Origin of the sequence: Thiofilum sp. (assembly GCF_016711335.1) — a bacterium.
GTDB lineage: Bacteria > Pseudomonadota > Gammaproteobacteria > Thiotrichales > Thiotrichaceae > Thiofilum.
Genome location: NZ_JADJTF010000001.1, coordinates 3877701 through 3891472, shown reverse-complemented (window position 1 = coordinate 3891472; position 13772 = coordinate 3877701). Strand labels below are relative to the sequence as shown.

The 13772-nt window shown below is 44.5% G+C and carries 12 protein-coding genes; 6 read left to right on the top strand and 6 right to left on the bottom strand.

Annotation, left to right across the window (positions count from 1 at the left end; all coding sequences use genetic code 11):
• Nucleotides 1-25: 25 nt before the first annotated feature.
• Genes lptB through IPL34_RS18185 form a run of 5 tightly spaced genes read right to left on the bottom strand, consistent with a single transcriptional unit; the run spans nt 26 to nt 3374 of the window.
• Nucleotides 26-751 carry an LPS export ABC transporter ATP-binding protein gene (gene lptB / locus IPL34_RS18205; RefSeq protein ID WP_296842919.1) on the bottom strand — a complete coding sequence of 242 codons (726 nt, stop codon included), beginning with the start codon at nt 749-751 and terminating at the stop codon, nt 26-28.
• A 6-nt stretch (nt 752-757) separates the two neighbouring features.
• Nucleotides 758-1312, bottom strand: a complete 555-nt coding sequence (lptA, locus tag IPL34_RS18200) for a lipopolysaccharide transport periplasmic protein LptA (RefSeq protein WP_296842918.1) — start codon at nt 1310-1312, stop codon at nt 758-760.
• Nucleotides 1281-1844: an LPS export ABC transporter periplasmic protein LptC gene (gene lptC / locus IPL34_RS18195; protein ID WP_296842917.1), complete on the bottom strand. Its 564-nt coding sequence runs from the start codon at nt 1842-1844 to the stop codon at nt 1281-1283. Before lptC ends, lptA begins: the two co-directional genes overlap by 32 nt.
• Nucleotides 1845-1869: 25 nt before the next feature.
• Nucleotides 1870-2412, bottom strand: coding sequence for a 3-deoxy-manno-octulosonate-8-phosphatase KdsC (gene kdsC, locus IPL34_RS18190; RefSeq protein ID WP_296842916.1), 543 nt, complete (start codon nt 2410-2412; stop codon nt 1870-1872).
• Nucleotides 2412-3374 carry a KpsF/GutQ family sugar-phosphate isomerase gene (locus IPL34_RS18185; protein ID WP_296842915.1) on the bottom strand — a complete coding sequence of 321 codons (963 nt, stop codon included), beginning with the start codon at nt 3372-3374 and terminating at the stop codon, nt 2412-2414. The genes kdsC and IPL34_RS18185 overlap by 1 nt, the downstream gene beginning before the upstream one ends.
• A gap of 141 nt (nt 3375-3515) precedes the next feature.
• On the opposite strand from IPL34_RS18185, the gene uvrC reads away from it, so the two are divergent.
• Both uvrC and pgsA read left to right on the top strand, forming a co-directional pair.
• The gene (gene uvrC / locus IPL34_RS18180; protein ID WP_296842914.1) at nt 3516-5408 is read left to right on the top strand and encodes an excinuclease ABC subunit UvrC; all 1893 of its coding nucleotides are present in this window, start codon (nt 3516-3518) and stop codon (nt 5406-5408) included.
• A 4-nt stretch (nt 5409-5412) separates the two neighbouring features.
• The gene (gene pgsA / locus IPL34_RS18175; RefSeq protein WP_296842913.1) at nt 5413-5973 is read left to right on the top strand and encodes a CDP-diacylglycerol--glycerol-3-phosphate 3-phosphatidyltransferase; all 561 of its coding nucleotides are present in this window, start codon (nt 5413-5415) and stop codon (nt 5971-5973) included.
• A 31-nt stretch (nt 5974-6004) separates the two neighbouring features.
• On the opposite strand, the gene lnt is transcribed toward pgsA, so the two are convergent.
• A complete protein-coding gene (gene lnt / locus IPL34_RS18170) occupies nt 6005-7081 on the bottom strand; it encodes an apolipoprotein N-acyltransferase (protein WP_296843085.1) in 1077 nt (358 codons plus the stop codon).
• Nucleotides 7082-7214: 133 nt separating this feature from the next.
• On the opposite strand from lnt, the gene IPL34_RS18165 reads away from it, so the two are divergent.
• From IPL34_RS18165 to IPL34_RS18150, 4 genes are all read left to right on the top strand, one after another.
• The gene (locus IPL34_RS18165; protein ID WP_296842912.1) at nt 7215-8780 is read left to right on the top strand and encodes a hypothetical protein; all 1566 of its coding nucleotides are present in this window, start codon (nt 7215-7217) and stop codon (nt 8778-8780) included.
• A 14-nt stretch (nt 8781-8794) separates the two neighbouring features.
• Nucleotides 8795-12280, top strand: a complete 3486-nt coding sequence (locus IPL34_RS18160) for an RHS repeat-associated core domain-containing protein (protein WP_296842911.1) — start codon at nt 8795-8797, stop codon at nt 12278-12280.
• 2 nt (nt 12281-12282) lie between these two features.
• Nucleotides 12283-12630 (top strand): hypothetical protein, encoded by a 348-nt coding sequence (locus tag IPL34_RS18155; RefSeq protein WP_296842910.1) that lies wholly within the window; start codon nt 12283-12285, stop codon nt 12628-12630.
• 231 nt (nt 12631-12861) lie between these two features.
• Complete coding sequence (locus IPL34_RS18150; protein ID WP_296842909.1) at nt 12862-13761, top strand: Rpn family recombination-promoting nuclease/putative transposase; 900 nt, start codon at nt 12862-12864, stop codon at nt 13759-13761.
• Nucleotides 13762-13772: the final 11 nt, after the last annotated feature.

Here is a 13772-nt window from a genome sequence, read left to right as displayed (position 1 = left end):
AACTACCCTATTAAAAAAAACAGTGTCATAAGCGAAAATCGGCTCCTAAATAAACCTTGCGTACTTGTTCATTGTTTAGAATTTGCTCTGCGTTACCCTCCGTTAAAATCGTTCCTTCACTTAAAATATAGGCACGATGACAGATTCCAAGGGTTTCGCGTACATTATGATCCGTAATCAATACCCCAATACCACGCTTAGTCAGTTGTTGAATCACTTTCTGAATTTCCAAGACTGAAACAGGATCCACACCGGCAAACGGCTCATCCAATAAAATAAAGCGCGGCTCGGTGGCTAAAGCGCGTGCTATTTCTAAACGTCTACGCTCCCCGCCGGATAAACTCATGCCTAAACTATCACGTAGATGGGTAATTTGAAATTCTTCTAGTAGGGCATCAAGATGCTCTAAACGCTCATAGCGCTTTAGATCTTTGCGTAATTGTAAAATCGCTAAAATATTCTCAGCAACGGTAAGCTGGCGAAACACACTCGCTTCTTGCGCGAGATAACCCAAACCATGACGCGCCCGCTCGTGCATCGGAGCTTTAGTAACATCACGTTCATTGACAAAGATTTTACCCTCGTCTGCACCCACTAGACCCACTATCATATAAAAGCAAGTGGTCTTACCTGCTCCATTAGGTCCCAAAAGCCCTACTACTTCAGCACTATTAATGCTTAAACTCACATCTTTTAAAATTTGGCGCTGCTTATAACGCTTCTTGAGATGCTCAGCACGTAGAGTATTCATGAAGGCTTATTGAGCTTTATTAGTAGGGTAGAAGGTGGCACTCACCCGACCTTGACGCCGTTGTTCGGGTGTTTGATTTTCAGCACCAGCGGTAGCGTTACCCGCCTTGAGTTGTCCGGTATTAGTTTGATATTCAATACGATTACTAGCAAATTTATCGCGGTCTTGCATTAACAGTGCATCACCTATGAGCACTAAACGTTTTTGTGCTACTTGATAAATCATTTGCTTAGCTTGACCGGAGGCATTTTTGCCATCATCCATCACTTGTTTAAAGGTAATAGGGTTACCCGCCGCAGTAATGGTCTGAATCTCATTTTTAGGGGCAACAATATCGACCCTGCCTGCTTTGATTTCTAGCGTGCCCTGCTTAATGACGACATTGCCGATATAAGCTGCTTTACCCGCATTGCGATCAAACTCAGCGGCATCGGCATTAATGGTGACCGGTTGCTCGACATCACTAGAGAGTGCTGAGCTAAGTTGCGGTGCTAGTCCCAACAGCACGATGGGCACTAATAGGGTGTAATTAAAAACGCGTTTGATAGACAGATTGTACATTGGCAGGTAGTCTCAAATAAGCCTCGTTGAGTTTTGCCTCTAAGCCGGTCGATTGAATAGTAGCTTGAGTTGAGCGAATCATAACGTGGCTAGTCGTAGTTATCAGTTTATTGTTTAAATCAGCTTGCAGTTGCTCAGTCATTAAAGTGAGGGCATCACTACTTTGCGGCGCATATTGCACATTAACGGCTTGCTTCAGCGTGAGCTGATTGAGTTTATGTTCTAGTACAGCTTCTTGAGCTTGTATCACACTTTCTATTTGCCCCTGCTCAGTAAAGCTTTGCAAATGCGGGGTGATAATAGAGCTAGTTTGTTGTGCTTGCCAGTGCTTTAAGTGTTGTCCTGTGACCTCATAACTGCGTTGCCCCGCCGTATTATAACTTTGTAAAGTAAAGTCATTAAAGTAGTAATCAATCACATCGGGTTTATTGGCATTAGTCGCACTGGTTTCGCTAGGCGCAATATATTGGCGCACATCTAAGAGCATTAAGACCGCGACTAGAATTAAGACCACAAAAAAGACTTTTTTCATTAGCACTACTGAGCTACTGAGAGGATTAATACGTTAAGTAACGTGCTATGAGCGCATCAAGATGACCTTGAGCACTTAAGATTAGCTCACACGTATCTCGTGCTGCGCCTAGTCCACCCGCATTCTCGGTTACCCAGTGTGCATGTTGCTTAACCATAGGATGAGCATCTTGTACTGCAACTGCTAAACCTACTTGCTTCATCACGGGAAGATCGACTAGATCATCGCCCACATAGGCGATTTGCTCCGGTTTAAGCCCTGTGTGCTGGAGTAAATCCTTGAAGGCGGGACGCTTATCTCGATAGCCTTGATAGACCAAGCTCATATCCATTTGTAGATTACGCGCTCGATGCAGCACTAATTCCGATTGACGCCCCGTTAAAATGGCGGCTTTGATACCATGATCCATTAGTAGGCGCATGCCTAGACCATCACGCGAGTGAAAGGCTTTAGTCTCTTGACCCGCATCATTAAAATATAGACGCCCATCGGTGAGTACACCATCAACATCAAAAATCACTAGCTGGATCAAACGTGCGCGGTCTAACACCGCTTCAGGATAAGTCATTATGCAATGCCTGCCTTTAATAAATCGTGCATATGGATAATACCGATTACCCGCTGATTGTGCACTACAGGCAAAGCAGTAATAGCGTATTGCTGCATTTTATTCAGCGCCTCGACCGCTAATGCTTCAGCACTAATGGTTTGACAGTGCACCGTCATCAGTACACTAATCGGCTTACCTGTCCAGTCGATCCCTTTAGCAAAAGTACGGCGTAAATCACCATCGGTGAAAATACCCAATAATTTATCTTCGGCATCGACAATAGTGGTTAACCCTAAACCCTGTTTAGTCATGGCTAATATGGCTGCACTTAAATCAGCGTGAGGGGGGACTTTGGGGATAGCCGTGCCTTGATGCATCAAGTCGTGTACATGAATCAGTAAACGTTTGCCCAAGCGTCCGGCTGGATGAGAGCGGGCAAAATCGGTGGCGGTAAATCCGCGTGCTTGCAATAGTGCCACCGCTAAAGCATCACCTAAGACTAAGGTAGCAGTAGTACTTGAGGTCGGTGCTAAACCTAAAGGACAGGCTTCTTGGCTAATGCCAATATTTAAATGACAGGTAGCCGCTTGAGCCAGAGTCGATTGAGGGTTGCTAGTAATCGCTATAATGGGTACTTGTAGACGGCGAATAGTCGGGACAATTGTTAAGATTTCATCCGATGTACCTGAGTTTGATAGTGCAATCACCACATCACCGCTTAAAATCATGCCTAAATCACCATGACTCGCCTCGCCTGGATGCACAAAAAAGGCAGGTGTTCCGGTACTGGCTAAGGTAGCAGCGATCTTATTGCCAATATGTCCCGACTTACCCATACCCGTCACGATCACCCGCCCACGGCAGGCTAATATCAGCTCACAGGCTTGATTAAACTGCTCGTCTAAGCGTGCGGGTAGTTGTTGTAGTGCTGCAATTTCAGTTTCAATCACAGCGCGTGCTAATGCGCGAAAATCAGCCATTCCTTTTAAGCCCTAAGTCAAAACGGATACAGGTTAGAGTATAAAAGTCGTAACCCACTGCGAGATGAAGTATAAGATTTATGATAGCTCTGTTAATATAACTGCTCCCCTATGAACACAGCGCGACCCTAATCCAGTACTATGTCTGCATCAGAGCCTATTCATACTGCCCCTACTGAGCAGCCATCTGAACTTATCCTCGACAGTCATGCAGAAGCTAGCGTATTTGATGCGAATACTTTTTTAAAAACAGTGCCACATAAACCCGGTGTTTACCGCATGCTGAGTGCCGAGGGCACGATATTATATATTGGTAAAGCCAAAGATCTACGTAATCGCGTCAGTAGTTATTTTCGCTCGAATCCTGCCAGTGCACGTATTCGTGCGATGGTGAAACAGATTCAAGCTATCCAAATTACGCTTACTAACACCGAAGCAGAAGCCTTATTGCTGGAAAGCAATCTCATTAAAGAGCATAAGCCACACTATAATATCCTACTCAAAGATGGTAAGGGCTATCCCTATATTCATATCAGCACCCATCAGACTTACCCCAAAATTGAATTTTATCGCGGTGCACGTAAGGAAGCAGGGCAGTATTTTGGTCCTTATCCCAGTGTGGGGGCGGTGCGCCATACCCTCAATTTGATGAAGAAGCTCTTTAAAGTGCGTCAATGCGAGGATAGTTATTTTAAGAATCGCTCACGCCCATGTTTGGAGTATCAGATTAAGCGCTGTACCGCGCCTTGTGTCGGTTTGGTGGCAGATAGCGACTATAAGCTCCAAGTGCAACAGGCTATCCAGTTTTTGCAGGGGCGCACGCATGAGGTGATTGATGATTTGGTGCAGCGCATGGAGCAGGCAGCGCTGCAATTGCATTTTGAGCAAGCGGCAGAGTATCGAGATTTGATTGAAAATCTGCGCCATATTTCCCAACAACAATATATTAGTAGTGGTAATAGTAATGTGGATGTGATTGCACTCGCACAACAAGCCAGTGTGGTGTGTGTGCAGGTGTTTATGATCCGCAATGGTAATAATCTCGGTAATCATAATTTTTTCCCTGCCTTACCCGATCCAGAGTCTAGTGCTACGTATATTATGAGTTCGTTTTTAGCGCAGTATTATTTAAATCACGAGGTTCCGCCCGAAATCATCGTGAGCCAGCTACCGGAGGATCAGGACGTATTAGAGGATATGTTGGCTTTAAAGCAACAACGGCGTATTGCTATTAGTCGACCTCAGCGCGGTGAGCGTACTAAGTGGCTAGAGCTAGCGCAGAAAAATGCTCAGCATGCGTTACAAACCAAACTCAGCTCGCAGGCTGGTATGCAACAGCGCTTAAGCGAGCTACAACAGGCATTACAGTTAAGTGCCTTACCACTACGTATGGAGTGCTTTGATATTAGCCATACGCAAGGAGAGGCAACGGTTGCTTCGTGTGTGGTATTTGATCAGGAGGGGGCGCGTAAGTCGGATTATCGCCGTTATAATATTGAAGGAATTCAAGCCGGTGATGATTATGCCGCGATGGCACAAGCCCTGACACGGCGCTTTCGTCCGAGTACCCGCGACGAAGGTAAACTCCCCAGTTTATTATTGATTGATGGCGGCAAAGGTCAGGTCACACAAGCTCTGAATGTGTTGCAAGCGCTACAGGTTCAGGGGGTAGAAGTGGTGGGGGTTGCCAAAGGTGAAGGACGTAAAGCTGGTTTAGAAACCTTGATTATTGAAAATGGTCAGGGGCGTTTAAATTTGCCAGAGCACTCGGGTGCTTTACATTTAATTCAACAAATTCGTGATGAAGCGCACCGTTTTGCTATTACCGGACACCGTGCTAAACGTCAAAAAGCCCGCACTCAGTCAGTATTGGAAACGATTTCAGGATTGGGACCTAAGCGTCGTCAACAACTATTAAAACATTTTGGCGGTATTCGTGCAGTCGAGCGTGCCAGTGTGGAAGAACTCGCAAAAGTCCCCAGCATTAGCCGTGATTTGGCACAAAAAATTTACGATATATTTAACGGAGAATAACGATATGGTGCTCAATTTACCGGTCATGTTGACGTGGTTACGTATTGCGTTAATACCGGTTTTGATTGGCTTTTTTTATCTGCCGACTACTTGGGCATCATTAGCGGCTGCTTTGACGTTTAGTATTGCGGGTATTACTGATTGGGCAGACGGCTATTATGCGCGTAAATACCAATTAGAATCAGGGTTTGGCGCTTTTTTAGATCCGGTTGCCGATAAGTTAATTGTAGCAGTGGCGTTGATTTTGATTGTAGAGCGCGAGGGGCATGTTGCGTTTACTTTAGCGGCTAGTGTGATTATTGCGCGTGAAATTATTATTTCAGCCCTACGTGAGTGGATGGCTAAATTAGGCAGCAGTCAGGCAGTGGCAGTGGCTTATATTGGTAAGCTAAAAACAACCGCGCAAATTATTGCCTTAATATGCCTTTTGTATAATCAAAATCTGTGGTTTTTACCCGCTCGTGAAATAGGGATAGCCGCGCTATTGATTGCTACTGTTTTAACATTAGTATCGATGGGACAGTATTTGAAAGCAGCTTACCCTGTTTTGGCTAAGCATTCTTGAGTTGATTAGAAAAGGCATATTTAGAGCTAATTTACAACTTTTTTAGTAACTTTTTTAATAAATATAAAGCTACTACTAAAAAATTTAAAAAGAAAATTAATTGAATGAATACTAAGCCATAGAGCGAGTAGGGTGTGTTGCCTTTTCTTAACTCTACTATAGCATCTAAGTACGGCTTAGGGCTGGAGGATGATATTCTAGTGAGGATTTGACCTTTGTGAGAAACTACTGCTGTTACTCCATAACTAGTTGATATTAGCATGTATTTTTCATTCTCCATAGCTCGCACTCTAGTAATTTGAAAATATTGGTTCAGAGCCCATGTGTTTCTAAACCAATTTAAATCACTAATAGAAAATAGCAAGTTGGTGTCTTGCCATAAGTGACGCATCTCATTAGAAAAAAGAGTTTCATAACATATACTAGACCCCAGTCTTATATCATGAATTACAAGATTTTTTTGCTCATTAGTTCCAGCATTGAGTGAGTTATTATCAATCTGATAAATAGGTAAATTTAGTATCTTAGATAAATAATTAAACCATTTAGGTTGGTATTCTCCAAAAGGAATTAAATGGGTTTTTTTATAAAAATCCTCATTAGAGCTTGCAATTTTAGCTATATTATAAGATTGATTATCAACTTTTACATAAGTACCTAACACGATATGGGAGTTGTGTTTATTTTTTAGTTCGATTGCTTTTTCTAGTAAATAATTTTTGGCTTTAGAATAGTTAATAGGTAGTGCAGATTCTGGCCATAAAGTTAGCTCTGGTATTGGAGCTAATTGACTCAGCTCTAGATATTTATTCACTAGGTCAAATGCGTAGTATTTTTTGAATTTTTTATCTAAGCTGGGTTCTCCATGAATTACTCTAACCATTAAATTTCTTTGATATTGAGTCCACTCTTGGTTTTTTATAATAAAACCAGTGATTATAATGATTATAGCCATTATTAAACTAATAACTTTTAATAAATAACTTTTGACTATTGCAAAAGCTAATATTAAACTAATTAATATAAAAAATATTCTGCTAGTATGGTCTGATACCAGTGCTTGGGTAGAAGAGGATTTAGCCCATTCGACATTATCTTTACACGACATTAATAGCGATGGGCGTGCCGATTTATGTGTTGCCACTCCAGATTTTACTTATAAATGTGCCACTAATACCAGCAGCAAGTTTGAAGCTTATCAAGCTTATGTCCCTTTACGATATAACGAGGGTTTTGTAGAGTTGCGCGATGCAGATAAAGTACGCCCGCGTGCTCAACCTATACGAGTAGCAGACATAAATTTAGATGGCACAGGCGATATTTGCTATCGCGGTAGCGTGGGTATTCAATGCAGTTTAGCGTCGAATGCGGAGCATAGCCTACTCAAAGGCATTACGACGGCGTATAAAAACCACACTCAGATTGAATATGGATTCACAACTGATTCAAAAGTTTATGCTGATGATCCAACGATAATTACAGGTCTTATTAATGTCACGCCTAATAGAAGAGTGGTAACACAAGTACGTACTAGCGATGGTGTGGGAGGGCTTAAAGGCATTAGCTACACCTATCAAGGGTTAAAATACTCTACGATTGATAATGAAATGAGAGCCTTTCGCTTTATCCGCGAAAAAGATGAAACGACAGGCTACGTTAAAACCATCGAGTTTTTACAAGACAAAGTACTGAATGGTCGTGTAGCCAAGGTCACGTCTACGCTCAATAATATAGCCCTCCAAACCGTTACCAATAGCTATAACGTTATTAACGGCAAAGCACCCAAAAGTCGCGTAATTAGCCCTAAGCAGACTATAGAAACACGAGTTGATTATGATACTCGCCAAACCCTCAGCACCCAAACCACCACTTATAACAACTATACCGCTTATGGTGATCCTCAAAGTGTAAGCGTACTGATTCAAACCCCTGATAATAGCGATTGGAACCGTAAAACTACTACTACGACTTATTGGAATGATGAAGGTCAATGGCTGTTGGGTAAACCTAGTGTGGTCAGTGTGACGCACCAAAACCCTTTAGGTTCTCTCGTGCGAAAAACGAGCTTTACCTATGACGCTAATGGCGTGCTCCAACAAGAGGTTATTCAACCTGGAGATGCTCTAGCTCTTACGAGTACCTTCGTATATGACGGCTTTGGTAATAAAACTCAAACCACGATCAGTGGTACAGGTGTTAACCCTAGAACCTCGCATGTGGCATATGACACGACAGGACTGTATCCGATCAAGCAGACTAATGCCTTAGGTCATACTGAAGCTTTTACCTATGATTCCTTATGTGGAGTACCTCTCACACAAACTGGACCTAATGGACTAAAAACTCAATGGCAATACGATAACCTGTGTCAAAAAATCAAAGAAATCCGTGCGGATGGTACTAGTACCGTGTGGACACGGGCTTGGTCACAAGGGTATTCAGCAGGGTATGGGATACGAGATAATAGTATCTACACCGTGACAGAGGCCAGTAGTGGTAGTGCTACCAAAACTGTCTGGTATGACAGCCTCAGCCGTGAGGTACGTAGCGCGGTGCAAGGATTTGATAGCAAGGCGGCTACTATACTCCAAGATAAAATCTATGATACACGGGGTTTATTAATTCAAGCGACTTTACCCTATGATGAAGGTCACTTTCCGGGTGATAATAGCTATTGGGTAACCAGCAAATATGACACCTTAGGGCGCACTGTGGAGCAAAGCAAACCTACCGCAAAAGGAACGCCAATAGTCACCCGCTATAGCTCAGCACAACAGTCACAGATCCTCGCAACAATCGCACTATAACCACTGAAAATCTGATGGGCAAAACTGCTCAAGTCGTTGAGGGGAATGATGCTTCTACGATTCAGTATGCTTATGATGCAATGGGTAATGTGCGCAGCACGAATACCAATGGTCAAGTCATTAGCATGAGTTATGATGCGTTTAGTCGTAAGGTATCGATGACCGACCCTACGATGGGTGTATGGTCTTATCGTTATAATCCTTATGGGGAGTTGATTTGGCAACGTGATGCTAAAGGGCAAGTCACAAGTCAAACTTATGATGACCTAGGACGCATGATCAGTCGCAGTACGAGCGATGACAACGCGACGTGGGTGTATGATACCGCTCAGTATGGTATTGGTAAGTTGGCGGTAGAGCGTAATAAGAGCACGGAAACAACCTATGTCTATGACAAGCTGGGCCGACCCACCCAAACCACACGGACGATTGCCGGACAATCGTATGTATCCAAAGTAGGCTATGATGCCTATAGCCATCCCGCTCTTGAGTTATATCCTGATGGAGTGAAGCTCAATCGAGCTTATACCGATACCGGCTATCTCCAGCGTATCACTACGCCTAAAAATAATGTATGGGACTATGATTACCTCAAATTAGAAGAGTCCTTGAAACAGCTCGAAAAAGCCTTAGTTGAACTCCATACTCAAGCGTATGAACATGAAGAAAAATATATCGCTTTAATCAAGAAAGCCCAAGAATATCAACTCATAGCCCAACAATGGGAGCACAAAGCGCAACAAGAACTGCAAGAAGTCAATCAAATCAAAGCCATTGCGAATCAGCTTCAAGCCCAAGCGGATGCTCACCGTGCCCAAGCACAACAGTATCGGGCTTTGGCTCAACATTATTGGGCAGTGTACGGTGATATGTATTTTGACTACGCCTACAGTGCCAATGGTTATGGGTATTATGAAAAAGAAGTGTGTACAGGCACTAATTGGAAGGGAAATTGTGATGGTCATTACACGTACCGTGTGCAAATAGCTCAGTCACTGTTGCCCACGGTTTGTCATTATGACGCTAAATGGGGATGGTGCGAATGGGGCCCCCCTCGCTCTCTAAACCTGACCACCTTCTATAATGAACAAGCCCAACTAATGGACAATGTAGTAGCGAGTGATAACCAAGCATTAGCAGCGCAACAAGCCCAAGTCCGCACGGCAGAGCAAGAACTAGCGTATGCGCGTCAACAAGCTGACTACTACAAACGCCTCGCCCAACAACAATATGACGCCGCTCGAGCCGAGACGGAGCTACTTAAGAAGCTCACGAATAAAATTGAGGATTATGAGCAAGCATCTTATGAGATCGAAAAAGCGCTCAGTGCTCACACCAATAATCAAAACGAAATTCTGCTTTGGGCTGCTACTAGCCATGACGCTGCGGGTCGTCTACAAGGTGAAATTATTGGGAACGGTTTGCTCACCCGTCGAGAATACGACCCCTACAGCGGACGCTTAGAGCGCATCAGTACAGGGATTGAAGAGGGAGGCAAACCCCTCGTTCGTGACCTACGCTACACCTACGATGGTGTAGATAATGTTGCTACTCGTCAGGACATAGTGGCTGGTACTAAAGATACTTATCAATATGATGCTTATGACCGATTGATCAGCGCAGTACGTACGGCGAGCACCCCAGCGGCACGGTTTAACCTTGCTTATCAATACGACATTTTTGGCAACCTACTCAATAAGTCCGGCGCGGGTAGCATGAGCTATGATAACGCCAACAACCGTCTACAAACCCTGACCAAAACCGATGGTACGACTAAAAGCTATACCTATGACGCCAACGGCAATATGCTGCAAGCCGGCGATAACGTGGTCAAATGGACGAGCTTCAACCAGCCGTTAGAAGTCAAAAACAGCAAAACGAATACCACCGCGACCTTTATGTACGACGCGAATCAACAGCGTGTGCAGCAAATGACGGGCGTCACGGGTAAATCTGAAACCACGGTGTATGTGAGCAAAGCCTATGAAGTGACGCATCTGGACAATGGGGTGAATGATCGGCTGACCCAGCAAAAGCATTACATCTATGCCGGAGGCGAGGTCATCGCCATTCAGATCCGTACCCTCAAGAATGGTGCTAAGACCCCCGATGAAACCCGTTACCTGCATAAAGACAACCTAGGCAATATCGACACCATTACCGACAGCAAAGGTGTGGTCATACAACGCCTGAGCTACGATCCCTTTGGCAAGCGCACGGTCACTGCTGGAATCGACCCTGATAAAAAGGCATGGACAGCCCGTGGCTTCACCGGACACGAACACTTGGAAGGGTTAGGGCTGATTCACATGAACGCACGGCTCTATGACCCTGAGATTGGACGCTTCATTAGCCCGGATACTTACATACAAGCCCCGAATCAAAGCCAAAACTACAACCGCTACGTCTGTGTGATGAATAACCCGCTCAAGTACACCGATCCGAGTGGGCATTTCTTCAACTTCATCATCGGCGCGATCATAGCCATCGTAGCCTCACAAAGTGACAATAAATACATCCAAGCCCTCGGCATGGCAGCAGGTATGGCATTAATGGGAGGTGCGTTTGGCGGCAGTCTCTTTAGCCATGCGATAGGCAATGCGGCAGCCGCAGGATTTGTACAAGGCTACGCCACCACGGGGAGCTTTAAAGGTGCGATGCAAGGTGCTTTTTATGGGGGGCTGAGTGCAGGTATTGCAGGGTTTATTGGACACAGTGGTGTGTTCAAAACGATTTATAGTCAAGGCTTAGCGCATGGAGTCGCGCAAGGGGTTATTTCCAATCTACGCGGCGGCAGTTTCAAATCGGGTTTTGTGGGTGGCATTATTGGCAAAGCCTCAGGGGTAGCGACGAGTGGAATGGGTGGCACAAGTGGCATGGCCATCACCCTACGCACCGTAACCGCAGCGGTGTTTGGAGGACTCGCCTCTGAAGCCACGGGCGGGAGTTTTGCGGATGGGGCGTTGAGTGCCGCACTCACTCATTTGTTTAATGAGGAAGGCGCACAATGGTGGGAGGACAATTATAGTCTTAGTCAATTTGGTTTGCATAATGGCACCGCGCCCTTTACTGAAACCGATGCGGTGTTTTGGGAGGTCATGGGGGCTAGTATTCCTGTCGGAGGAGCGGGAGCTTGGCTTGTGGGAAGGCTGAGTGGGAGAATGTTAGAAATTGCTCCCGGTAAGTTTAATTATTTGTTTGGACGGGTTAGTAGCAATGCCCATAATGCGGATCGCTCTAACCAACTCGCTCTTGAAATGAAAAGATTGGGTGTCCCAGATACTCAAGCAGGGTATAAAATTTTAACTGAACACCTTACTGTTTCAGTTAAAACTAATGGAAATGTTTCTCGGACATTCTCAAATCAATACGGAAAGTTCGAAGTGCGAGAGTCATTTTTTATTGGACCATCTGGCAAAGCTGCGAAATTTGAGAGTACTTTTCAAATTCTTAATAATGGAAATCGTCGATTAAGCACTATTATTCCTAAGGGAGGTTAGATATGGATTTTCCTACAAATGAAGATTTTTTAGATATTTTTGGTTTAGAGCCTATTGAAAATGATCCTAGTATGGGTTATAGCCGATATTTAAAGGAAATATCTAACAATGATATAGAATTAGATATTTCCTTTAGTGCTATAGCTCAATCATTTCAGGTGATACTGCGTTGTTATACCAATGAATTGGTAAAAATTTCTTCTGAAAAAGTTAAGTCTATTAAGGTTAGGTGTGATAAATCGAGTTCTGGTATCTATATTATATTTGATATACAAGGAGTTACTGCAGAAGCATGGGTCAAATTAGAGCCGACGGTCAGTTGTAACTGGTGGATATTGGATGGTGTATAGTTACAGCTATTTAGTAGGTTGAGATACTCTCTGATGAAAACCGTTGCCTCATTACACTACGGCGTAATCTTCAAAAAAGCGTTCTCGCGCCCCGACAGCTTCACCGCCTTTGTGCGGGAAATTTTGGGTATGCAATTAAACGGATCCAGTAACGAAGCGCTCCCCCCACCCTCAACCCATGCTACACTCTAACCGACCTATAACGACTCATACATAGGAGTGGAGCCCATCATGACAGCGGTCTACCTCAACCCCCTCACCGACTTTGGATTCAAAAAACTATTTGGTGAAGAGCCTCACAAGGATCTGTTGATCAGCTTCCTCAACACCCTGTTGCCGGAACATCACCACATAGCGGACTTACAGTACACTAAAAATGAATACCAAGGTGTGACTCCGACCGACCGCAAAGCCATCTTTGACCTGAACTGCATCAGTACCAGCGGAGAACGCTTTATCGTCGAGCTGCAAAAAGTCAAACAACTCTTTTTCAAAGACCGCAGCGTGTACTACTCCACCTTTGTCATCCAAGAACAAGCCCAGCGCGGCGACTGGAACTATCGACTCTCCGCCGTCTACACCATTGGCATCCTCGACTTTCTGATGGACGACGCCTCAACAGAGGTCTTGTACTACGCCCAACTCAAAGACCAGCACAACCACCTATTTTACGACAAACTCACCTTCATTTATTTAGTACTGCCGCGCTTTACCCTACACCGTCGGGAACTGAAAACGCTCCAAGACAAATGGCTATATGCGTTTAAACACCTGCCGGAACTGGACAGCATCCCAGCGGAATTACAAGAGAGCGTATTTCAGCGCCTGTTTGAGATAGCGCAACTGTCGCAATTTAGCAAAGAAGAGCGCAGCGCGTATGAAGACAGCCTCAAGCACTACCGTGACCTCAAGAATGCGACGGATACCGCCCGATTAGAAGGCGCCGAAGAAGGCTTTGAGCTAGGCAAACAACTAGGCTTAGAAGAGGGCAAAGAGCTAGGGAAACAAGAGGGGTTAGAGGAGGGCAAGCGTGAAACCGCTCGCCGCATGCTAGTTAAAGGTATGACAGCAGAGCTGGTTGCGGAAGTCACCGGATTATCAGTAGATCAAATTAAACCCCTAGCACAATAAATATATGAATC

Coding starts and splice junctions, on each gene's coding strand:
- lptC (WP_296842917.1), bottom strand. CDS start 1,844: ATGAAAAAAGTCTTTTTTGTGGTCTTAATTCTAGTCGCGGTCTTAATG.
- IPL34_RS18150 (WP_296842909.1), top strand. CDS start 12,862: ATGACAGCGGTCTACCTCAACCCCCTCACCGACTTTGGATTCAAAAAA.
- lnt (WP_296843085.1), bottom strand. CDS start 7,081: ATGTCGTGTAAAGATAATGTCGAATGGGCTAAATCCTCTTCTACCCAA.
- uvrC (WP_296842914.1), top strand. CDS start 3,516: ATGTCTGCATCAGAGCCTATTCATACTGCCCCTACTGAGCAGCCATCT.
- IPL34_RS18155 (WP_296842910.1), top strand. CDS start 12,283: ATGGATTTTCCTACAAATGAAGATTTTTTAGATATTTTTGGTTTAGAG.
- lptB (WP_296842919.1), bottom strand. CDS start 751: ATGAATACTCTACGTGCTGAGCATCTCAAGAAGCGTTATAAGCAGCGC.
- kdsC (WP_296842916.1), bottom strand. CDS start 2,412: ATGACTTATCCTGAAGCGGTGTTAGACCGCGCACGTTTGATCCAGCTA.
- lptA (WP_296842918.1), bottom strand. CDS start 1,312: ATGTACAATCTGTCTATCAAACGCGTTTTTAATTACACCCTATTAGTG.
- pgsA (WP_296842913.1), top strand. CDS start 5,413: ATGGTGCTCAATTTACCGGTCATGTTGACGTGGTTACGTATTGCGTTA.
- IPL34_RS18160 (WP_296842911.1), top strand. CDS start 8,795: ATGGGCAAAACTGCTCAAGTCGTTGAGGGGAATGATGCTTCTACGATT.
- IPL34_RS18185 (WP_296842915.1), bottom strand. CDS start 3,374: ATGGCTGATTTTCGCGCATTAGCACGCGCTGTGATTGAAACTGAAATT.